This window comes from Paenibacillus helianthi (assembly GCF_001909055.1).
Lineage (GTDB): Bacteria > Bacillota > Bacilli > Paenibacillales > Paenibacillaceae > Paenibacillus_AQ > Paenibacillus_AQ helianthi.
Genome location: NZ_LVWI01000040.1, coordinates 91,049 through 113,194, shown reverse-complemented (window position 1 = coordinate 113,194; position 22,146 = coordinate 91,049). Strand labels below are relative to the sequence as shown.

General features: G+C 49.5%; 24 protein-coding genes and 1 rRNA gene. 4 read left to right on the top strand and 21 right to left on the bottom strand.

The window, feature by feature from the left end; translation table 11 throughout:
• Together A3844_RS14825 and A3844_RS14820 are read right to left on the bottom strand one after the other, a co-directional pair.
• A 16S ribosomal RNA gene (locus A3844_RS14825) occupies window positions 1–501 on the bottom strand; the annotation flags it as partial.
• A 401-nt stretch (window positions 502–902) separates the two neighbouring features.
• On the bottom strand, window positions 903–1,778 hold the full coding sequence (locus tag A3844_RS14820) for a nucleotidyltransferase-like protein (RefSeq protein ID WP_074084949.1): 876 nt from the start codon (window positions 1,776–1,778) through the stop codon (window positions 903–905).
• A 128-nt stretch (window positions 1,779–1,906) separates the two neighbouring features.
• Here A3844_RS14820 and A3844_RS14815 point away from each other — a divergent pair, with 128 nt between their 5' ends.
• Entirely contained in the window at window positions 1,907–2,272 is a 366-nt protein-coding gene (locus tag A3844_RS14815) for a DUF2614 family zinc ribbon-containing protein (protein ID WP_074084950.1), read from the top strand.
• Between the two features lie 127 nt (window positions 2,273–2,399).
• On the opposite strand, the gene A3844_RS14810 is transcribed toward A3844_RS14815, so the two are convergent.
• The 7 genes from A3844_RS14810 to gatC all read right to left on the bottom strand — a co-directional run bounded on the left by A3844_RS14810 (window position 2,400) and on the right by gatC (window position 10,814).
• Window positions 2,400–4,121, bottom strand: coding sequence for a glycosyl hydrolase family 18 protein (locus A3844_RS14810; protein WP_074107764.1), 1,722 nt, complete (start codon window positions 4,119–4,121; stop codon window positions 2,400–2,402).
• Window positions 4,122–4,424: 303 nt separating this feature from the next.
• Window positions 4,425–4,856: a peroxide-responsive transcriptional repressor PerR gene (gene perR / locus A3844_RS14805; protein ID WP_074084952.1), complete on the bottom strand. Its 432-nt coding sequence runs from the start codon at window positions 4,854–4,856 to the stop codon at window positions 4,425–4,427.
• Window positions 4,857–4,980: 124 nt separating this feature from the next.
• The gene (locus A3844_RS14800) at window positions 4,981–6,906 is read right to left on the bottom strand and encodes a DUF4097 family beta strand repeat-containing protein (RefSeq protein WP_244169771.1); all 1,926 of its coding nucleotides are present in this window, start codon (window positions 6,904–6,906) and stop codon (window positions 4,981–4,983) included.
• Window positions 6,907–6,947: 41 nt separating this feature from the next.
• Window positions 6,948–7,418: a GNAT family N-acetyltransferase gene (locus A3844_RS14795; RefSeq protein WP_074107763.1), complete on the bottom strand. Its 471-nt coding sequence runs from the start codon at window positions 7,416–7,418 to the stop codon at window positions 6,948–6,950.
• Window positions 7,419–7,514: 96 nt separating this feature from the next.
• Window positions 7,515–8,948, bottom strand: coding sequence for an Asp-tRNA(Asn)/Glu-tRNA(Gln) amidotransferase subunit GatB (gatB, locus tag A3844_RS14790; RefSeq protein ID WP_208619430.1), 1,434 nt, complete (start codon window positions 8,946–8,948; stop codon window positions 7,515–7,517).
• Window positions 8,949–9,045: 97 nt separating this feature from the next.
• On the bottom strand, window positions 9,046–10,503 hold the full coding sequence (gene gatA, locus A3844_RS14785; RefSeq protein WP_074107761.1) for an Asp-tRNA(Asn)/Glu-tRNA(Gln) amidotransferase subunit GatA: 1,458 nt from the start codon (window positions 10,501–10,503) through the stop codon (window positions 9,046–9,048).
• Between the two features lie 23 nt (window positions 10,504–10,526).
• Window positions 10,527–10,814: an Asp-tRNA(Asn)/Glu-tRNA(Gln) amidotransferase subunit GatC gene (gatC, locus tag A3844_RS14780; protein WP_074084956.1), complete on the bottom strand. Its 288-nt coding sequence runs from the start codon at window positions 10,812–10,814 to the stop codon at window positions 10,527–10,529.
• A gap of 183 nt (window positions 10,815–10,997) precedes the next feature.
• Here gatC and A3844_RS14775 point away from each other — a divergent pair, with 183 nt between their 5' ends.
• Window positions 10,998–12,641, top strand: a complete 1,644-nt coding sequence (locus A3844_RS14775) for a PucR family transcriptional regulator (RefSeq protein ID WP_074107760.1) — start codon at window positions 10,998–11,000, stop codon at window positions 12,639–12,641.
• Window positions 12,642–12,659: 18 nt separating this feature from the next.
• Here the strand turns inward: A3844_RS14775 and A3844_RS14770 are convergent, their stop codons facing one another.
• The 12 genes from A3844_RS14770 to uptA all read right to left on the bottom strand — a co-directional run bounded on the left by A3844_RS14770 (window position 12,660) and on the right by uptA (window position 20,758).
• Window positions 12,660–14,687: an FAD-dependent oxidoreductase gene (locus tag A3844_RS14770; protein WP_074107759.1), complete on the bottom strand. Its 2,028-nt coding sequence runs from the start codon at window positions 14,685–14,687 to the stop codon at window positions 12,660–12,662.
• A gap of 303 nt (window positions 14,688–14,990) precedes the next feature.
• Complete coding sequence (locus A3844_RS14765) at window positions 14,991–15,374, bottom strand: ATPase (RefSeq protein WP_074084959.1); 384 nt, start codon at window positions 15,372–15,374, stop codon at window positions 14,991–14,993.
• Between the two features lie 160 nt (window positions 15,375–15,534).
• Window positions 15,535–16,305 carry an ABC transporter permease gene (locus A3844_RS14760; RefSeq protein ID WP_074107758.1) on the bottom strand — a complete coding sequence of 257 codons (771 nt, stop codon included), beginning with the start codon at window positions 16,303–16,305 and terminating at the stop codon, window positions 15,535–15,537.
• On the bottom strand, window positions 16,302–17,213 hold the full coding sequence (locus A3844_RS14755; RefSeq protein ID WP_074103540.1) for an ABC transporter ATP-binding protein: 912 nt from the start codon (window positions 17,211–17,213) through the stop codon (window positions 16,302–16,304). Before A3844_RS14755 ends, A3844_RS14760 begins: the two co-directional genes overlap by 4 nt.
• Entirely contained in the window at window positions 17,213–17,404 is a 192-nt protein-coding gene (locus A3844_RS14750; RefSeq protein WP_074084962.1) for a PLD nuclease N-terminal domain-containing protein, read from the bottom strand. Before A3844_RS14750 ends, A3844_RS14755 begins: the two co-directional genes overlap by 1 nt.
• 48 nt (window positions 17,405–17,452) lie before the next feature.
• On the bottom strand, window positions 17,453–17,674 hold the full coding sequence (locus tag A3844_RS14745; RefSeq protein ID WP_074107757.1) for a hypothetical protein: 222 nt from the start codon (window positions 17,672–17,674) through the stop codon (window positions 17,453–17,455).
• Entirely contained in the window at window positions 17,671–17,997 is a 327-nt protein-coding gene (locus A3844_RS14740) for a YxlC family protein (RefSeq protein WP_074107756.1), read from the bottom strand. Before A3844_RS14740 ends, A3844_RS14745 begins: the two co-directional genes overlap by 4 nt.
• Window positions 17,981–18,520: an RNA polymerase sigma factor SigY gene (sigY, locus tag A3844_RS14735; RefSeq protein WP_083606850.1), complete on the bottom strand. Its 540-nt coding sequence runs from the start codon at window positions 18,518–18,520 to the stop codon at window positions 17,981–17,983. The genes A3844_RS14740 and sigY overlap by 17 nt, the downstream gene beginning before the upstream one ends.
• 58 nt (window positions 18,521–18,578) lie before the next feature.
• On the bottom strand, window positions 18,579–18,755 hold the full coding sequence (locus tag A3844_RS32795) for a hypothetical protein (protein ID WP_167374681.1): 177 nt from the start codon (window positions 18,753–18,755) through the stop codon (window positions 18,579–18,581).
• 189 nt (window positions 18,756–18,944) lie between these two features.
• Entirely contained in the window at window positions 18,945–19,574 is a 630-nt protein-coding gene (locus A3844_RS14730; protein ID WP_074084966.1) for an MBL fold metallo-hydrolase, read from the bottom strand.
• A 6-nt stretch (window positions 19,575–19,580) separates the two neighbouring features.
• A complete protein-coding gene (locus A3844_RS14725; RefSeq protein WP_074084967.1) occupies window positions 19,581–20,147 on the bottom strand; it encodes a thioredoxin family protein in 567 nt (188 codons plus the stop codon).
• Window positions 20,144–20,758: an undecaprenyl phosphate transporter UptA gene (gene uptA / locus A3844_RS14720; RefSeq protein WP_074084968.1), complete on the bottom strand. Its 615-nt coding sequence runs from the start codon at window positions 20,756–20,758 to the stop codon at window positions 20,144–20,146. The genes A3844_RS14725 and uptA overlap by 4 nt, the downstream gene beginning before the upstream one ends.
• A gap of 365 nt (window positions 20,759–21,123) precedes the next feature.
• On the opposite strand from uptA, the gene A3844_RS14715 reads away from it, so the two are divergent.
• Complete coding sequence (locus A3844_RS14715; protein WP_074085078.1) at window positions 21,124–21,456, top strand: autorepressor SdpR family transcription factor; 333 nt, start codon at window positions 21,124–21,126, stop codon at window positions 21,454–21,456.
• Window positions 21,456–22,112, top strand: coding sequence for an SdpI family protein (locus tag A3844_RS14710; protein ID WP_074107754.1), 657 nt, complete (start codon window positions 21,456–21,458; stop codon window positions 22,110–22,112). The genes A3844_RS14715 and A3844_RS14710 overlap by 1 nt, the downstream gene beginning before the upstream one ends.
• Window positions 22,113–22,146 lie beyond the last annotated feature (34 nt).

Sequence of the window (22,146 nt, the reverse complement as noted above, 5' to 3'; positions counted from 1 at the left end):
TTTCTTCTCAGGTACCGTCACTCCGGTAGCAGTTACTCTACCGGACGTTCTTCCCTGGCAACAGAGCTTTACGATCCGAAAACCTTCATCACTCACGCGGCGTTGCTCCGTCAGGCTTTCGCCCATTGCGGAAGATTCCCTACTGCTGCCTCCCGTAGGAGTCTGGGCCGTGTCTCAGTCCCAGTGTGGCCGTTCACCCTCTCAGGTCGGCTACGCATCGTCGCCTTGGTAGGCCGTTACCCCACCAACTAGCTAATGCGCCGCAGGCCCATCCTCTAGTAACAGATTGCTCCGCCTTTCATCCCTCGCCCATGAGGGTGAAGGAATTATCCGGTATTAGCTACCGTTTCCGGTAGTTATCCCAGTCTAGAGGGTAGGTTGCCTACGTGTTACTCACCCGTCCGCCGCTAAGCTTACCCCGAAGGATAAGCTCCGCTCGACTTGCATGTATTAGGCACGCCGCCAGCGTTCGTCCTGAGCCAGGATCAAACTCTCCAAATTGGTATTTAGAAAGAGCCATTGCTCATTTTGAAACATCTGACGAGAATAAAATATTCTCTATTTTTGGATCTCACTTGCGTGAAATCCCACTCACTCGTTGTTCAGTTTTCAAAGATCAAATTCTCATTTCCGTTCGCCGTTGCTTGTCAGCAGCGACCTTTATAATATATCATAGCACCCTCGATTTAGTCAACCTTTTTTTAATTTCTTTTTTTCGGTTGTCTTCCCCATGCTTTGAAGCTTATTACCTGCGTCAGAGGGACGAGTTATAATTTAACACAACATTAACATAGGCGTCAACTATAAATATTCCCTCTATTGCTCATCTCATGCAAAAAAAATCAACAAAAAAAAGAGAGCAGGTTGCCTCTCCTTAATCCATGTGTGATTTTCTTTTATACTTACAAGGTGTACCGTACTGTGTGACCATCTCCGGCCTCCTCGGCCCAAGAAGCAATCTCCCTAATCTGTGAACGGGATACAAGCTTACGCAACACCAGAGGCAGTTCAGCGCCAAGTTGACTAAGTCCCGAATGCTGCAGAAGTTCTTTTACACTCCAAGGTTCCTTACGACTGCCGAGAATATTCAATAATATGGTGCAGCAATCGGACATCTTGGACATAATGGCAAATTCGCAGGCTAGCAGAATGAGCTCCACTCTCTGATCCAGTGTCTCAGTACTGACAGTCAGCTCCTCATACAGCTTATGAACGGACGAATTAAGGCCTTTTACTTGCTCCCAGACTGCGGGGTCAGGAAAACAACCTGCCTCACTAACTTCAAGACGTGCCCAGTGATACAAAGCAATCAATACACAGTTGTAGGCATCCATTGTAAAGCCTGCTTCCATATACCGCTTGGATTTCACATACATATGCAGAAACCTGGAAAACTCCATGAACAGTATGCGTTCCTTGAGCGGCCCCTGAAACTGTATAATTTCCCGGCGCATTTCGCCTAGAATTCCCTTTGGGTCCCAAATGACTTCACCCGCTATGAGACTGGTAAGCAGTTCATTATTATCTCCAGCCATTACCGCTCTTTCCAGAGCAGAAAGGCCGACATGCACTGACTGTGTGCGCCGCTCTCCGGCTATCGTATGCGTAATAATACGTTCCTTCTCTTGCTCCTCATGCAGCATTAGTACTACCACATCAAAATCATGAAGAAGCGCGCTCTGAACCGGAGCATTGCCGGTCTGATGCAGAGCTACAGCGCCAAGGACGTTCTCGTCAAATGTTTCTCCACTAAACAAGGTCAAATTGGACAGTTCCATGCTTCCCTCCATCAAATTTGGCGAATTTGCGTCTGTCAGTTATAATTCTCTTAAATATTAATATTCTACATGTTCATATCAGTTCCTCCTGGACAACCGAACTATATTTCAGTTAGGAGCAAATACTCATGAAATTTAAATCGGCTAAAATCAATGCTTTTCGCACTTGGGGACTGCTGCTTACCATGCTCGGAATGGGTCTAATGATCCTGGGAACAGCGGGTATTGTATTCTGGGGTTCGGCCGGAAAGGTTGTTGCTGCAATCGGCCTTGTCATTGGTTTGATCTCCATGATGGCCAGTCTGGCGATCTATTTTTGGGCCGGCATGCTTTCAACGAGTGCAGTCCAGGTAGAATGTCCAGAATGCCGCAAGCTGACTAAAATGCTGGGAAAAACGGACCGTTGTATGTTCTGCCATACCATCCTCACGATGGACCCCGCACAAGCAACGATCACTGCGGAGCAACTTGAAGGGCAGCAGTTAAAACATTAGCGAGTCATATTGCTGCATGAATCCGGCCAACCTTGCCTCTTCTTCTTTTAAGTAAGTACAGATACTATTATAAAAAACCAGGGGTTCCCTAAGGGAACCCCTGTGCTATGTCTACAATAGATGCTGTCTATTCGCTAATCTCCTGCAACGTTTTCCACGCTTCCGGAACGGCAAAGCTGCGGTTCCAGGAACCTATGCCTCCCAGCCCAAATGATTGAGCCAGTTCAACCCTCGCTTTTAACGACACCTTGTCTTCTATCCATATCTTGCGAAGAATTCCATCCTCCGTATACTCCACATAATTCTGTCCTGATTTCTTATCCAGCACAGGTTTCAGCTTCTTTTCGGCAAGGATTTCCTGAACGGCATTCATGCTGACAGCTTTGGAACTAACCTTGGTTTTTCCATCCACCTTGGTTTCCGACCAAATACGGGTATACAGAGGAATACCCAGAACCAGCTTCTCCGCAGGAACGTCGTCCTCCTCAAGGATGCGGCTTACAGCTTTCTCCACCCATGGAAGCGAAGCAACAGAACCTGCGGTAGGACTGGACGCCCAATGCTCATCATAAGCCATGACAATCAGGAAATCTGTAACTGAACCAAGTGCCTTACGGTCCAGAAAGAGCGACCACATCTCACTGTTTGATTTTGGAGTGACATCCATAGAAACAATGAGATTTTTGGCTTGAGCCATCGGCTTCAGCTCCCGCATGAACTGCGTAACGTTCTCTCCGTCCTTGGTGTAGACATTTTCAAAGTCGATATTTATTCCATCCAGACCGTAAAGATCAGCATATTCCAACATCTGCACGATCGTATTCATCCGCTTCTCATAGCTTGATAACGCCTGGGTGGTGAGATCAGCATTAAAGCTGTTGGTCAGTAGCCCCCAAACCTCCATCCCTTGCTTATGGGCCCACTGGACGTAGGCGCTGTCTGCTTTGCTGCGCACATTCCCTTTGGTATCGACAATTTCGAACCAGGTAGGACTGACAACATTGACCCCGGGAAGGTCACCGAATTTGGCCGGGTTGGGCTTACGTTCATATACAGCTTCCCAGAAAAGATTCACCGGTTTGCCTTTCCAGCTGCGTTCCGCGCGCGAGGGAGTGACCGGTTTCACACCGACTTTCTTCTCCCCATTCTTGATAATATCATTTGCTTTGACATAGCCCGCGAATCCGCTGCTCATCTGCACATACAGCCATTTTTCATTGTCCGATTTCCAAATTCTCACCTCGGTTCCAGGGGACATGTCGGCAATAATCGGAGCATGGACGGTCGCCTTACTGCGCAGAGCTTTTGTTTTCCCGCCCTCTTCACCCTTGACTTTACCAAGCGGGACCGTTTCTCCAGCAGTCATCAAAAGAACAGCCCCGGTATCCTTGTCCTCTTCCACCTCAAAACCATACAAGTTTTCAAGCGTGTCCGCTGGCAGGTAGGTTACTCCGTTCTTTTCCTCTGGAGCCAGACGAAGCTGAAGCGGTTTGTTGTTCAGACTGGCAGCAGTTGTATTTTCTTGCATATATAAAAGCTCATTGTCTGTAGATAAAATAACGGATTTGGTCTCTTCTTCATAACGGATGGATGAATCTACATACTTCTGCAGCAGCGGAAGCGGCAAAAGCAGCGTATCTCCGGTACCTGAAGCGGAATAGTCGGTCAGCTCTCCTTTGACGAAAACAGGCTGTTCCAGCCCTTTCCAATCGGGATCGGTGTGCAGACGGTTCGGCAAGACATAGAAAACTACCCAATAAGCTGCTGCGGCTATGATGACAAGGGCTAATAAACGGCGAAAAAGACCTCCGCGTTTCTTGACGCGTCTTTGTCTCTGTCTTGTATTCAAAATGTACCTCCAGATCACTAGTAGAATTAGAATGCGGTGAACCAATCTTAAGTATACGCTATCTCAGACTCTTTGGTTGCGTAAATCTGCTGGAAGGATTGGTCTTATCTGATAGGAACGCATGAAAAAAGTCATTGTAAATCAAGTAGAAACGGATACCGTCCTGCTAAGGACAGTATCCGTTTCAGCGAGAAATCGAAGGATGATTTATAGTGTGAAACATATAAATCCTTATATTTTCGAAAAAACGTGAGGATTCCGATACCGGATTCCTCACGTTAAAGAAATTCACACGATGCAGATTTAATGTGCTTTCTCGCCACAGCATTTGCAGACTCCATATAGCTCCATACGCAAACCATGGATTTTGAACCCTGTTGCCTGCTCAGCACGAAGCTCCACTTCATGCAGCGATGAATAGCTGAAGTCCTCAATCTTGCCGCATTCCTGGCAGATCACATGATAATGATCAGACACATTAGCATCAAAACGGCTGGAATTATCACCGTAGGTTAGCTCGCGGACCATACCTGCTTCCATAAACATCTTGAGGTTATTGTAAACCGTTGCTACACTCATGCTCGGAAACTGCGGCTCAAGCGCGCGGTAAATATCATCCGCCGTTGGATGATTCATTGCTTCCATCAAATACGAAAGAATCGCATGACGCTGGGGCGTAATACGGACACCGGTTGTCTTCAATTGTTCCAATGCATGTTGTACGCCACTACCCATCAATGCCACCGCCTTTAGTAAAGAACATAATAATAACTTTAAAGTAATTGTAAGACTGGACTTTCAATGTTGTCAACGCAGTCTGTATATTATATTCATTATTATATAATAAAAATTACTTAATTCAATATTTCCTCACATTTAGGTTGCTGTTTCCTTCGACATGCAGTTTAAACTCACCCGTGCCTACTTCTCCGGAGATGTTTTTTTTGTCGATGGTCAGCTCTGGTATATTCGAAATGATGTCTCCATAGCCGCTGGAGCCATCCATGGTGTAATTTCCTGACATAGGCAGGTACAGATCAATATCCCCCACAGCGCTATAGATATCCCAGTTGCCCCCGAGGTCGGAAGAGCGCACATCGATTTTGCCATTGAGAGACTCAGCATGCAGCTTCGATCTGGCCCCATTAATCTCCATGTTTCCGTTCTTGCTGGACAGGTCCACCTCATCTCTGCTTCCCATTGCCGATATATTGCCGACAGCAGTCGAAAGCTTGAGCGAACCCATTACATCCCAGGCTGCCATATCCCCGCCGCTTGTCGCCAAATCTACTGTGCCCTGAACCGTTCTGGCACGAACCGCACCATTTAGCGTCTTTCCTTTGACATTGCCAAAAATGCGATGGAGAATCAATTCCCCATTCCCGGTCTCCAGATTAATGTTCTCTATGGCCTCCACATTCTGCAAGGTAATGCCACCATTCATCGTCCGCACCTCCAGGTTAAACCGGCGGTCTTCAGGCAACGAGATATCAAGGTCCATCCGAGGCTGACGTTTGCCGGAATCTCCATACGCCTTGCCCTTGGGGGTGATCTTGATGTTGGAACCTTCAGTTACTTCTACAAAGGACTGTTCTGAGATAGCCTCTGCGACTGCCCCTTCCAGTTGATCCACCCAAACGGTAGCTCCAATTTCGATATCCTCGACAGGTGCGCGATGAATGAGGATATCCCCGTTGATGCCATCCACTGTGATTTTGGAAGTGCTTAGTTCAACTGGAATCACGAATGGAGCTTTTTGGAACTTGCTTCCCTTGGCTTCGCCGTAATCCACAGCTGCAGCGGTCAAATTAAGACTCACCTTATTCCATAGATGCAAATAATGTTCCTGTTCTGAGACCATAAATACACAGGATGCGAGCGCTACAGCGGATAGCAGTCCGCGCAAATCCATTCTTGAACGGGATCGCTTCCTCCCCTGTCCATGGCGCCGTGCGGAGAAGTAAATGAGCAGATACTCCATCCCCCAAAGTACCGCTATGATCGGCCACCATTTCAATAAGAACAGCATATTATCGGTTCCGTTTCTCCAGTCCAGGAACAACAAAATCCCAACCGATACCAGCAATATAGAAGCGGTGTACCTGCCCACCCGCCTGCTGCGCAATTCATTGCCGTTCTGCCAGGACAGCCCTTTGGTGATCTCCCGGATGGCTAACCCTATCCCACAAAATGTTAGCAGCGCTGCAATTGTTACACCAGCAGAATGCTCAATAAAATATTGCAGCCAGGATGGTTTTTGCCGGAAAAGAAAGAGTAGTGCCCCCCCTAGCAGCAGCATCAGCCCAAACGAAATCCCCGGTTCACTGACGAGACGGTGCCGTTTTCTGTTCGTTTCCGGGAGAGGGGACAATTCAGGGTCCAGCTCTCCGGGCAACCGCAAAAGACGGTCTGCCGACTGCAGCACATCAAACACATTGTAGAAATACAGTACCGGAATCATCAAAGCCAGCAGAATCAGCAGTGGAACATTAATCTGCATGCCGATCGATGAGAAGTAGAGCAGTGCAGCAATATCTAGCAGAATAATGAAAATAAAAGAAATGCCTTTACGAAGCAGCCCGAAGTAGATATGTCCAGTGCCCGGGATTAGCGCTGCCAAAAGTCCGGCAATGAATTTGCGTTTGCGGCGGGGACGGCGCTTCAGGCGCGGAGGAATCAAAGGCGATGTCTGTTCCTGTACGTCGTCTCCTGCTTGCGCGGCAGAACCATACTCCCCTTCCTCCTTGATGGGAAGCATAGTAGAATCATTGTGCTCGGGACTCATTTTGGGACTCCTCCTGTCATCGGGACTGTGGTTCTTGTTCATCAAAGCCGGCCGTTCCGGTGAAATTCGATTAATTCTACGCCAGGAGCCACTTCTTCTACTCCGGCTGGAATAAAACCATGTTTGGTATACAGTGTAACAGCAGGAACATTAAGCTTGCCTGTAGATACGATGAATTGCTCCATGTCCTGGTATAAATCAAAAATATATTCCAAAAGCTTACCCGCAACCCCCTGACGAAAAAAATCGGGATTCACCATCATTCGGGTCACTGTCAGCTTGCCCGGCGATTCTTCAAGAACGGCAACAGCCCCCATTAAATCCCCATGATCATCGAAACTGCCATAGAACAGTTCTTCTGAGCGGCTCAGCATGTCTCTGGTCTCCAGGAGCGGCGGGATTTCATGGAACCCTATAATCTCTGCTTCCAGCCTGTAAGCCTTGTGTTGAAGGCTCCACAGCTCACTGAGCGTACCCCCGTCCTGCAGATCCAGCTTCATTATTTTGTTCATCCGCACATTCCCCTTATATGCCGCGAAAGGCCTGCCGTTGCCGACAAGCCCTAGCGCTTATGCTTCAAATGTATATTACCCCGAAAGCGGGTAAACTCAGCTGTTCAATACTTCTGCGAGCAGCGTGTTTACGAGTCCCGGATTCGCTTTTCCTTTGCTTTCTTTCATAACCTGTCCCACAAGGAAACCAATCGCCTTTTGTTTGCCCGCCTTATAATCCTCAACGGATTGGGGATTGCCAGCTACAACCGCTTCAACGATCTGCTTGATCGCTCCCTCATCGCTGATTTGAACGAGACCCTTCTCTTCAACGATTGCCGCCGGAAGCTTGCCGCTCTCTAGCATTTCTTTGAAGACGGTCTTAGCAATTTTGCTGCTGATGGTTCCACCTGAGATCAGACCGATCATTTCACCCAGTCCTTGCGGTGTAATTTTCACTTGGGACAATTCCAAACCGCCACCGTTCAAGTAGGCCAGTAAATCACCCATCATCCAGTTGGCAACCGCTTTGGCATCCTTAGTAAAGGCAAGACTGCCTTCGAAGAAATCAGCCAGTGGCTTGGAGGAAGTCAGGACACCCGCATCGTAGGCTGTAAGGCCATATTGATCGGTGTAACGGCTCTGCCGTGCATCCGGCAGTTCCGGAATGGTGGCCCGGATCGACTCTTTCCAGGCATCATCAATATGCAGCACAATCAGGTCAGGGTCTGGGAAGTAGCGGTAATCATGAGCCTCTTCCTTGCCACGCATGGACAAAGTCTTGCCCTGAGCTTCGTCCCAGCGGCGGGTCTCCTGAATCACAATACCACCGTCGTCCAGAATCTCTCCCTGACGGAATTGTTCATACTCCAGACCCCGGAGAACACCGCGGAAGGAGTTCATATTCTTAAGCTCTGCGCGGATGCCAAATTCCGCCTGGCCTTCCGGCCGCAGGCTGATGTTAGCATCACAGCGCATCGAGCCCTCTTCCATCTTCACATCGGATACGTCGCAATACTGCATAATCGCGCGTATTTTCTCGAGATAGGCGCGGGCCTCTTCCGGTGAGCGCAAATCCGGCTCGGAGACAATCTCGATCAGAGGCGTTCCCACACGGTTGAAGTCGACCAATGAAGCAAAACCGCCATCAACGTGGGTCAGCTTACCTGCGTCCTCTTCCAGGTGCAGACGGGTGATGCCAATCCGCTTGGTCTCTCCGTTTACCTCGATATCGATCCAGCCGTTCAGGCCTATAGGCTGGTCATATTGCGAAATTTGGTAAGCCTTGGGTGAATCGGGATAGAAGTAGTTTTTGCGGTCAAATTTGCTGACGTCACCAATCGTACAGTTCAGTGCCATCGCTGCTTTCATGGCATACTCCACCGCCTGACGGTTCAGTACCGGCAGAACACCGGGATGTCCCAGACAGACAGGGCAGGTATGTGTATTGGGCGGAGCTCCGAATTCCGTGGAGCAGCCGCAGAAGATTTTAGACTTGGTATGAAGCTCCACGTGAACTTCCAGTCCGATGACCGTTTCGTATTTAGCCATATCTATTCTCATTCCCTTAAATGTTTTGTGAGCCTATACTCCAGTGAGTATCTTCATGCAATACCTGCTTCTGAAGTCCTGGCTTCAAAGACTGCACTTACAGCTGCGGACACTCTCTGTGGTAATCTGTATTTTGTTCAAAAGCATGCGCAACGCGCAGAACTGTACTCTCATCAAATTCTTTGCCGATAATCTGCAGACCGACAGGAAGTCCCTCGGCAAATCCACAGGGAATGCTGACGGCAGGAATGCCAGCCAGACTAACCGGAATCGTCAAAATATCATTTAGATACATCGTCAACGGATCTTCCGTCTGCGAGCCCAGCTTGAAGGCGGTGGTTGGCGCAGTTGGTCCAATGACTACATCATACTTTTTAAAGACTTCGTCAAAGTCCTGTTTAATCAATGTACGCACCTTCTGCGCCTTCAAATAATAAGCGTCATAATAGCCTGAGCTGAGTGCATAGGTACCCAGCATAATCCGGCGCTTAACCTCTGCTCCAAAGCCTTGGCTACGGGAGTTGTGGTACAGATCAAGCAGACCTCCCCCATCATCCACGCGCGTACCGTAACGCACACCGTCAAAGCGGGCCAGATTGGAGGAAGCTTCAGAAGAAGCAAGAAGATAATAGGCCGCCACCGCATATTCGGTATGCGGCAGAGAGACCTCTTCCCACACTGCGCCAAGGTCTTCCAGCACTTTCAGTGCGGACAGTACTTTATCGCGGATAGAAGCATCTACACCTTCACCGATATATTCCTTCGGCACAGCGATTCGCAGTCCCGAGATATCGCCTGTGAGGGAGCTGAGATAGTCAGGAATATCAACTTTGGCCGAGGTGGAGTCCTGAGCGTCATAGCCGGCAATGGCCTGAAGCACATAAGCAGAGTCTTCCACATTTCGTGTGATCGGGCCGATCTGGTCCAGTGATGACGCAAATGCTACCAGACCATATCGTGACACTAGACCGTAAGTAGGCTTAAGGCCGACTACTCCGCAATACGAAGCGGGTTGGCGTATGGAGCCGCCGGTATCGGAGCCCAGAGCAAACAATACTTCTCCGGCAGCCACCGCTGCTGCAGATCCGCCACTGGAGCCGCCGGGTACACGCTCCAAATCCCAGGGGTTACGAACCGGGCCGAAAGAAGAGTTTTCATTGGAGCCGCCCATGGCGAACTCGTCCATATTCAGCTTCCCGATCGTAACAGCATCAGCCTGACGCAGCTTGGAAACAACAGTGGCGTCATAAATCGGCTGGAAATTGGAGAGGAATTGACTGGCACATGTTGTGCGTAGCCCTTTGGTAACAATATTATCCTTAATTCCAGCTGGAAGGCCAAACAGCAGTCCGCGGGCTGCTCCAGAAGCCAGCTTGTCATCAAGCGTCCGCGCCGAAGCGCGGGCCCCCTCTTCATTTAAAGTCAAAAATGCATGCACCTTCCCATCACGCTCAGCGATGGCAGCCAGTGATTGTTCGGTCAGTTCACTAACTGAAATCTCTTTGCTGTGCAGCATGTTATGTAATTCAGGTAATCGATATTGAAACAGGCTCAACATTCTTCCTCCTTTCTCTATAGTTATTCCAGAACTGCGGGAACTTTGAAATGTCCGTCTTCAGCTTCCGGTGCATTAAGCAGCGCTTCCTCTTGAGACAGGCTCTCCTTCACCACATCGTCACGCATCACATTGCTAACTTGCAATACATGGGTTGTCGGCTTTACATTTTCTGTGTCAAGCTCATTCAGTTTCTCAGCATATTGTAAAATCGCATTCATCTGTTCAGTAAAGGTTGCCTCTTCTTCCGGGCTTAATTGCAGGCGGGCCAGCTTGGCCACATGCTGCACATCTTTAATGGTAATGCTCATTAGAAATATCCCTCCTGTTTAAAGGGCTAAAGCGCCCGGATAACGTGTTAATTATATTGTAGAAGCCTCTACAATTCAATGTGCTTGTGCGCTTCCTCCTAATTCACCGCTTATGCAGCATGTTAAACTGGAGCGATCAGAAATAGCTTCGGCTTACCAAAACAGTGAAAAGGATGATCTCCGATGCAAATAACGCTATGCTCCATTTCCTCCAGGCTGGAACAATATGACACTGAATTGCTAGTATCCCGTCAGGATTGTACCGTTATATATGGGGTGGAACTGAACACGGAACGCCTGACTTTACTGGATCCCGGAGTTCTTTATATCACCAGCTCCGAAGAGAGTCTTGGGCTGCTCTTAGACAGCGACTGCATCAATATTCTGTATGCCGCACCCTGTGCAGCCGCAGCCAATGACGCGCTGAACCGCTGTTCCGACCTGCCTGTTGCCAAGAACCTCATCCTGCTGCGGAATGCCGCCTGCGGTGCAGCCGTATATCACGAGCTTAGAGATCTGCTGTATGCCTGGCGGAGGTTTAATACCAATTGTGAAAAATTACACAATATGTTATTGCAGGGCTGCGACTTGCAGAAGCTTCTCGATGAAGCCTATGGGATGCTGGAGAACCCCTTTGCCTTATGCGATATGTCCTTCACTCTTATTGCAACACCTCGCCAATTGAAGCAGGATGCACCCGTTGCGGAATTTCTTGCAACCTATGACGGCAAAGGCGGGTTCAGTTCCTGCTACGACGTGTACCGAAACAAACGACGGTTCGAAATGGTCAACCTAAACGACTACCCGCAGTTGATCATTGAACATGAGATCGATAACTACGCCTATATGATTTCCAACATTCGGATCAACGGCCAGCTGGCAGCTTTTATCTCCGTGTTCGAATACGAGCGCCCGTTCCATGAATTTGATTATGAGCTTGTCGCCGTTCTCTGCAAAATGGTCAGCCTGGAAATGCAGAAGGACAGCTTCCTGAGCAATGCCAGCGGGAAATATGACGAGTATCTGCTGTATCATCTTCTGGAGAAGGATTCTCTGCCGAACCCTATTCCGGAATTGAGCCGCCTGTCCTCGGCTACCTCTAAGGCTAGTGGCTGCTATATGCTTGTCATCTCCATCCGGGACTACGAACGGGAGAATACCATGCTGCAATTTCTCAGCAAAAAGCTGGAGGAAATTCTGCCCGGAGCCATAACACTCATCTATAAAGGCTGCATTATCGCCGCAGCAACGCGATGCAGCAGCAGACGTTTGCTGCCGGAAGATCTGCAGGATCTGCAGACACTCCTATTGGCCCACAGTCTGCAATGCGGCATCAGCCAACGCTTCAACTGTCTTTCGGAAGTCCGCCCACACTATCAGCAGGCGCGGAAGGCACTGAAGCTCGGCTCTACACTTCACAAAGGAGAAGTCCTCTATTTCTATGAGAAATATGTGCTCTACGACCTGCTAGAGCTCTCAACATCCGTAGAGAAGCTGCGAACACACTGCCATCCGGCGCTGGCTGTGCTGCTGGAATATGACAGCCAGTACAATACATGCTTCACCTCAACGCTGTACTGCTATTTGCAGAATATCTGCAATCAATCCAAGACTGCACAAGCTCTTCATATCCAGCGCAGCACGCTGGTATACCGGATCAAAAAAATCCAGGAAATTGCCGACATTCAATTGGGAGACGCTGAGCTTGGGCTGCATCTGGGCATGTCTTTTAAAATGTTGGAGTTAGCAGGAGACTGGAAGAACGGGGACGGATATGCCAAAAAACCGGGACAAGGTGCGTCCCGATTCTGGCAGGGGCATGTATAGCCCCTTATTAAAACTAAGTTATTGAATACTTGCGGCGTAACCGGAAGCATTCTCGCCGGCCATCCGTCCCGAAATATAGGCAAAGCCCAAGGTTCCACCTTCAAACATCACATAGCTGCTGGAGTACATGCCTCCCGCATCGCTTCCGGCTACCCACAGACCCGGAATCACCTTCTCATTGTCATCAACCGCCTGGATATTCTGGTTGACCTTGACTCCGCCAAGAGTCGTTAGTGTACGTGTCATGATATTAACTGCATAGTAAGGCCCTTTATCCAGCTTGCTTAAATACTTGGGATCTTTGTAAAAATCGCTGTCTTTGCCAGCGTTGGCCATTTGCGCGTATCGTTTGGCCGTAGACTCGAAGACAGTCTTGCTCATGCCCGCCTTCTCTCCAAGCTCACCAAAGGTCTCGCCTTTGACCACAGCCCCGGCTGCAATTCCTTCCTCCAAAAAAGGAGTCAGGTCATAAGGTGTCTCCTGGAACTTGTTCAGCGCTACCGTATCGACCGGCTCATTAAATTCTTTGAAGGCCTGCGGATCATTCTTCCAGGTGCCGTAAATGTCAGCAATAGACACAAAGCCCTTCTGCTTGATCTGATCAACAGTCCCCTGGTCAAAAACGATCCAGGCCGCTCCACCCGGCTGTTCATACAGCGCGTTCCCTGCCGCAGCATACTCAAAGATCACCTCTTCGTTTGTAAAACGCTCACCGTTGTTATTTACCCAGAGAAACGGATAACTTCCCACTGTCCATATATCGGAAGCATGCTTCATGGCCTGTCCCTTCTCTGTACCGTTCAGGAAAAAGAACTGCCCGACATCTGTACCCAGTTCAGCCGCCCCGGCTTTCCAAGCCATGTTGATTCCATCCCCGGTAGCTGAGGCAATGGAGCCAAGTGGCGCTTTGTCGCCCAGATACTGCTTCATCATCTTGGCATTGGCGGCATAACCGCCGGTAGCCAGCACAACGGACTTAGCGGAAATCACCAGCTTGGTGCCATCCGTTTGTGTAGCATTCACACCGATTACAGCACCTTTATCGTCAATAATCAGCGATTCGCCTTTTGTATCGAATAGAATCTTCCCGCCCTTTTTCTCAATCGACTTATGCAGGGCACCGATCGCTGCCGAACCGCCGTCCACGTAGCCGACGAATGCCTTAGGGTCACCCTTATGCACCGGCTGTCCACCTACACCCGGATCAATCAGCGTAAATTTAGCACCGTTCTCCATGAGCCAGTCTACCGTGCTGCCTGATTTGCTGATCACTTCACGGACCAGACGGCTGTTGGCCTTATAATTGCTCGTCTCCATATATTGGTCATACAGCCACTGCGAACAATCCGGCAGATTTTCCGCTTGCTGCAGCTTACTGCCCGTAGTGAACATTCCCCCAGCCATTGTGCCTGCACCGGCCGGTACCGAAGTCTTCTCCAACAGCAGCACACTACTACCTGCTTCTGCTGCGGCTAACGCCGCGGCAGTTCCCGAAGCTCCAGCACCAACCACCACAACGTCGAAGGCCATGTTCTGCACCTCGCCACCCTTCTTCTCCTGCTTCACCAGCAGCACTGCCGGATCGGCACCCGCCTGCTTGACACAGTCCTGCACTGCCTCAATAATGGCTTTGCTCGCTAGCGACGCACCCGAAACAGCATCGACAGCCAAAGATTGGTTATCAACAATCCGCTGGGGAATTTTCTCATTTGCGGCATCACCAACCCCTGCCGTTTCCGAGCTCTCCGTAACCTTCACCGAGACAATAGCAGTTTCACTGAATACTGTCTCTACCGTTATCAATCCGTTATGGCCCTTAGCTGATCCGGTATAGGTTCCCGGCTTGTATGTAACTACTGCTGCGTTTCCTGTGGCCACCTGATCAGCCTTTCCTTCTGTCTTTGCGGCCGCTGCTGTACCGTCCTCCTGCTGTGCAGAAGCCGCAGGAATCACCTGTTCTCCAGCCTTTTCACCTTTACAACCGGCGATACTAACAATCATCAACATACATAACAGCACACAAAGTGCGCTCCTGAAAGCTTTCATTTGTTTATCTCCCCCTGGCAGTCTGTCGGTCCCCGCCCACTGCTGAAAGCAGGCTTCACCCGTAGTGGTGTCCGTTCGCTGTAAGCGTAGCATAGCTGCTACGGACGGGATAAGGAGCAAACTGTTCTAAAAAAGGGTGAGAATTTGATACATATTGCTGAATATATGAACTGTTATTGTGTAACAAGTAGAAACGGCCTCGCCAGTCTCTGTAAGAAGAGCGTATACTTCCGAAGCAGCGATGCTCTATATATCAAAAAATTAAACACGAAATACAAAAAAACCGGCTTTCGCCGGTTTTCCTTAAATCCAAGCGCGAAGATTCACCTGTTTGATGAAATCCGCCTGGGACAGGCTTTCCTTAGTGGTTGTCTCTGTCTCTACTGCTTCCACTTCTTCGCCATTCATCAAATGATGAAACAGCTTCTCGTTGTGCGTGGACAAAGCATAATCTATCAATGCTTCATGCGTTGCACTTTCAGCCTGAGCTGCCAGCAACTGCTCTTCCGCTTCGACATCCTCAGCTGTAACATAGAAATTTCTGTTGGCCTGCGGAACACGGATGACGTAATCAAACGCATTGTCAGGATTACGGTCATAAGCAATCAGGTAGCCATAGTCTCCGATAGGAAGACTCTGCTCGAAAGCGTCCGCGACAATGACAATCTTCTCACCTAAACGCAGCATCGCCCTACCTCCTGACCTGGAATCTTTCATAACTCTTACTTGTTCCAACAGTCTACTAAAAAAAGATAGAGCTGTCCAGCACCAGCAAGCGGGTTCAGCTGTTTTTTTGCAGATAACATTCTAGAAATCGATTAAATTCGTCAAATTTCGCATGCTATTATCAATCCGGTAGTTTATTCCTACGAATCAGGAGGGATGCGGCGGCAAGGCATACTACGATCAGAACACCTGCAGAACACGCAGGCCCCCAGGTACCGCCTCTTCCTTCTGTAATAATTGCAGCAGACTGGGCAGTTAGCGCCGCGGGTGTCCAACCTAGCTGCGACGGCAGCAGGCTATGGGCCAGCGACATCGCCGCTGCAGACCCCAAGCCCAGAAACGCAGCCGCTGGTCCGCGCAGCCATGCGCTGAACAGCAGCGTCAGCGAGACTGCACACAGCAGCCACAGCCCGTATAACCCGGCTCCTGCACATAACCTGCCCCAGGAAAGAGGACCCATCAACTGCTCTGTATAATAGGCCGCTCCTGCTACGCCCAGTCCAAGAGCAACAATAAGAGTAGTCAGTTGGGCAGCCCACTTGGCCGAGACGATAGCTGCGGGGGCCACCGGCTTGACCATCAGCATCTCTATAGTCCCTCCGCTCCGTTCACCTGCCAGACTGTTCATTACGCCCAGCACGAGTATCAGCATACCGATGGTACCATATTGACCAAGTGTCTGCGCCATTACCACAGCCGCTCCCGGCATCTCATAGCCCTCCAGCATTCCAGGCGGTACATTCCCGGATGCTTTGAGGATCTCAGGCATGTAATAGGTTGTGAGCGGCTGCATAATACCAAGAATCATAAATACTACCGGGACCCAAATCAGTTTATAGCTGCGCAGGGCCTCCAACATTTCTTTATGGTATAGCGTCCATACCTTCCTCATGCCCCCACCACCTTCATGAACAAGTCCTCAAGGGTGGAAGAGCCTGCTTCGAATTGAAGCAATGAAATGTCCAGGCTTGCGGCTTCCTGAAGAATAGTCCGGCGTGCCAGTTCCATATCACTGACATTCAGGGTAGCAGACCCGGAGTAGATCACGGACTGCTCAACAAAGGATCTGTGTGCAAGATCTTGCAGCCACCCCAGTGCCTTCTCATCCATTCCCGTACTCAAGCGAATCACAGGCAGGCTGTATTGTGAGCGCAGCCGGGATAGCGTTCCCTGCTCTGCTATTAAACCATGATTCATCAGGATAATATCGTCACATATTTCTTCGGCGTCATGCAGGACGTGGGTAGAAAAAATAATGGTGGTCTCCTCCCGGATCCCCCGCAGCAGCTCCATAACTTCCCGGCGTCCAATAGGATCAAGGGCAGAAACCGGTTCATCCAGAAGCAGCAGCCGGGGACGGTGAACCAACGCCTGGGCAAGACCAAGCCGCTGCTTCATCCCACCGGAATATCCGGCGATCTTGCGGCGGGATACGTCCTTCAAACCTACGTGTTCCAGCGCATCCGCCGCAAGTCTCCCGGCTTCGCTAGAAGAGATACCGCAAAGTTTTGCAGCAAATACAACATACTCCTGCCCGCTCATCCAGCTGTAAAATGCCGGAGATTGCGGCAAATAACCCAGCAGACTGCGGTAATCCACACCGCTGCCGCCATCAAAAGAAATCAACCCTGAGCTTGGCTGCAACAGACCGGCCAGCATACGCAGGGTGGTGGTCTTTCCTGCACCGTTGGGGCCTAGTAAAGCTACACATTTCCCTGCTTCAATATCAAAAGAGATTCCGTCCACTGAGGTATGCTCTCCATAGACTTTGCGTAAATTTGCAACTTGTAGCAGCGGCATCAGCTTTCTTTCCTTCCTATCGTAAAATAGGCCACGCTGCCCAGAAGATTGCCAAAAATCAATATTATAACCCACAGCCACTTGGGTCCCCGTGTCCGTTCTGCCTTAGCCAAAGAAATTAAGCCGATTATGGCCAACACTGCCTGCAGTACAAGCAGCGGCCAAATTAAACCCCATTTGATTTCATCCATGAGTACACCCACCCCTTAAATTCTTCTCCGGAACCACAGTCCGGCTGATCAAGGCTTCCTATTTGTTTTTCTCCAGTCAAAATAGACCACAAACAACAGATAGCAAATGAGCGGTGTAGGAATTCCGGTTAACCCCCATAAGCCCCAGAACCAGGCCACTTTGCCTCGGCCACGCTTCTGTGCATTCCTAAAGAGCAAGGTACCCTGGAGCAGCAGTGCCACAGCCAGACAACCCCACAACCAATAAGGCACTTCCTGCAGTTCATTCACTCTTCTGTGTCCTCCCGCCGAAGCCTGAACCGCATAACCGTCAAGCCCCCAAGCGCGGCAACCGGAAATGCCGCCTGAAGGATCCAGTACGTTACTGGTGCAAACCCCAAGCTAAACAGGACAACGCTCACCAAGAACAGCCCCACTAGCAAAAATCTCTGAAACTCTCTGCGGCTCTGACGTTGCCTGCGGAGAGCTTCATCAGCGATTAGCTGCTCCAGTCCGGGCAAGGATGGTGGCGATATATCATCGTACTGTGCGTCAAGCCGAGCAAGGTCTGACGATAGCATCCGAAGTAATTCTTCATTATTCTCCTTCTTCATCCTCACTAAGCTCCTTCCGCAGTTGATTTAGCCCTGATGCTACCCGAGATTTGGCAGTGCCGGAAGGGATCTGCAAAATATCAGCAATCTCTTCATACCCATAACCGTAATAATGCTTGAGCAGTACTGCCATGCGCTGAGCGGAGGTGAGGCGTGAGAGTGCATCAAGGACCTCACTCCACTCCATATTCCGGCTCTCAAAACGCCAGCGGATGGACCTTACTCCCTCTTCCTGCCGTTTCCATTGCATCTCCAGCTTCCAGCGGCGCTTCCTGTCGATATACAGACGGGTAGCAATGGTAATCAGCCATGAGGAAAAAGAAGAAGCTCCGTTATAGGCTGCAATCTTCTCCATGCATCGGACCATGGTATCCTGGGCAAGCTCTTCCGCAAGCGAGGGGTCCATGGTTACCTTGATCAGATATTTGTAGAGAAAGGCATAATGATCCCGCAGTAGCACAGCCAGCGCGGAAGCATCGCCTTGCTGCGCTCTGATGATCCTATCGTGCGTCCCGTCGCTCATCTGCTCCTCCATCTGTAACGTTCATTCCTATGTAATACGAATATGTAAAGTGAATCGTTCATTCGCCATCTGAATTATTTTGCAACTCCCACAATCTACGCCGCCAGGGCTGAACCGCACCCTTACCGTGCGGGAAGCTCCAGAAGAGACATTCCCTCTTCTCCTGTTCTTCCGTAATAGATACTGGTACCGGATATTCTTCCCCGGTATGTACTTTCTGTTCAATTTTTTTCATGATCCCGTCCCCTAGCACCCTTTCCCCTCAAAAATAGACAAAAAAAAGAACGCAAACCGGGATTATTCCACAGTCTGCGTGCTTCGCGAGGTTAAATGTTACATTTAATTAACATTATTGTAGCAACTTTGTAGTCTCTTGTCCATCAGTATTTTCCCGCTTATTGTCGATTGGGCGCGAGGCAGAACACTACATGGGGACATAAGGATTACGGAGCCGCTCAAAACCGATCGTTGTCCGTGGCCCATGGCCGGGAAATACTCTGACTTCCTCATCCAGCCGGTATAATTTCCCCCGGATGGAATCAATAAGATCACGTTCCCGGCCTCCAGGCAAATCGGTACGTCCTACTCCCAGCTTAAAGAGTACGTCTCCGGAAAAGAGATCATTTCCGCAGAGGAAGCTGACACTGCCCGGAGAATGACCAGGCGTATGCATGACACGGAAGGTAAGCCCCAGAAGCGTAAGTACCTGCCCTTCTGCCAGATCATACTCGGCAGGTTCAGTGCTAATGGGTGGTGTGACATCCGGCCACATGAGGGAGCCGTTCAGCTTGGGACTGCCCAGCCACTCACTCTCCATAGGATGCAGGTACACGGGACATTTCTTGGCTTTGCGGATCTCATCAAGCCCGGCGATATGATCAAAGTGGGCATGGGTGAGCAGAACAGCCTCAATCTCCATTCCTTCAGCAGCCCGCAGAAGGGCTGCCGGATTGGCACCGGGGTCAATAATAATGCCACGTCCGGGGTCCGCTCCGGTAAGCAAATAAGCATTTGTCTGAAGTGATCCCAAATTATATGAACGAATATTAAGCATCGCTTCTTAGAATCCGGAGATCAGGCTACGCAGTTCCTTGGCGATTACTGCGTGCGATTCCGTTCCTTCCCCGTAGGCTTGGCCCATCGCCTTGCGAACTTCGGCAATTTTGCTCTCGTAGTCAGGAGCCTCGCGGTCAGGATTCTCTTGTTTGAACGCTCTCATCAGCGACTGCACATGCTCTGGACGGGGTCCCCAATGACCCAGCACATAACCGCCTGTATCGGCAAAAATCACGATTGGCACGGATCTGCCGCCCATGGTTAGATAATCATCCATAACGTCCTGATTTTCTTCCACAATCAGCACTTCGGTTCGGATGCCTGCTGTTTCCAGAATACGGAACACGACCGGCACATTGCGTACAACATCTCCACACCAATCCGCAGCGAGTATCAGTACCCGAAGGTCATCCCGGTGGTTCAAACTTTCAAAGTACTCCCGGTCGTCTGCATCTTCCCAGGCGAATTTTTCATACCATGATTCGAATACCTGCTGGTTCTTCGTCATGCCTTCCACGAACTGGCGCGGAGTAAGGCCTTGACCGAATTTAGGGGCTACATTCTGCTTCATACTGCACTACCTTTCTTCTTGGATTTGTACCATTTGAACAGGAAGTATATAACAATGACAGCAAGGGCCGCAAGAATAAGCTCGTTCGTATATTTGGCAGCTACTTCATCAATTGTTTCCCATCTGTCGCCAAGCGTATAACCCAAATAGACAAACAGCGCACTCCATGGAATTACGGCAAGCGTGGTCAACAAGGTGAACTTGGCCAGCGGCATGCGCGAGATCCCGGCTGGAACGGATATGGCATGGCGCACAACCGGAATGAACCTGGCCGTGAAGATAACACCGGTGCCATACTTATTGAACCATTCCTCGGAATGATCAATATGCTTTTTCTTGATAAAAATGTACTTCCCGTATTTCTCCAGAACGGGTCTGCCGCCATAACGGCCAATCCAGTATACAAATATCTGGGCCACAACTCCGCCTACCGTACCGAAGAGCACCGCGCCGAAATAATTAATCTCTCCTTGCGAGACCAGATAACCGCCATAGGCCAGTACAATTTCACTTGGGATAACCTCAATCATAAGTCCGATCATAATCCCGAAATACCCAAGACTCTGAATCCATTCAAATAACTGCGAGATCAGATCAGAAATAACATGCAAATGCAGCTCCTCCTCCCGTTTTTTTCGCGGAATTCGCTTTACGTTTTATAGATTTTTAGCGATTCCACTCTATGTACCCAGCTTCTCCTAGCCTATTCTAGCATATGCGGGCTTACGACTTCTACTTAAGGGAAACTGAAAACCTTTCTGGCAAGTGAAAACGGCTTCGCCGTCCTTTTTAGGGACGGAATCCGTTTCAGCGAGAAATAGAAGGATGATTTATAGCGTGAAACATATAAATCCTTATATTTCAAGAAGAAATCAATGTTGCAGCTCCGGTATGAAAATGCCCATTGACATTTCAATCCTAAAAGAAATATTATATATTTAGATAATTATTTAAATATCGAAAGGCCAGGTGAATGATGAACGAATCCTTCAAAGCGCTGGCTGACCCAACCCGGAGACAGATTCTACGGCTGCTTAGGGAAAAGGATCGTACTGCCGGGGAGATCGCCGATTATTTTAACATGTCAAAGCCCAGTATCTCACATCATCTTAATGCCCTGAAACATGCGGGACTGGTACAGGACGAACGTCAGGGGCAATTCATTCTGTATTCGCTCGATACAACTGTGCTGGAAGAGGTGCTCGGCTGGTTCCTTGAGTTTACGGGTACGGGAAAAGAGAGTGAAACGCCAAGCAGTACAGAACCCAAACCAAAGCAGAGTAAAGAGAAAAACAAGGAGGTTGATTGATGATGAAGGATTTCAAATGGAAATGGCAGGACACGATGATTGTGATTCTAGGTGTTCTCTCACTGGGTTATGCACTGGTCAATTACAGCAGACTGCCCGACCAGCTCCCTGCCCATTTCAGCATCAGCGGTGAGGTTAACTCGTACTGGAGCAAAGGTTCCATTATCGCCTTGACGGGCTTTATGGGGCTGGTTTTTCCGTTCGCGATGCAGTTCATCCGCAATATTGATCCAAAGAAAGAGAATTACAGTAAATTTCAAACTGCCTACAAAATGATTCGTCTAGTGATCGCAGCTGTGTTCGATGCCATGCTCATTCTGAACGTCTCTTATGGTCTGGATCAAAGCATTCCTGCCGGAAAAATTGCTATGGTCGTTCTGGGCTTGCTGTTTGTTGTAATCGGCAACTTTATGCCCCAGATCCGGGACAACTATTTCACAGGCATCCGCACAGCCTGGACGCTGGCCAGCCCGGAGGTATGGCGGAAGACACACCGTTTCTCCGGTAGAATGTGGATGATCGGCGGTCTGCTGATCGTGCTGGGAGCTTTTTTACCCAAAAGCTTGTCTATGAGTATGATTATTGCAGCACTGGTGATTGCCATCTTACTGCCTTTGGCGTATTCGTGGCTGATCTCTCCCCGCAGTAGAGCTTAAGAACAGGAGATACAACTTCTTAGAATAAAGCAAC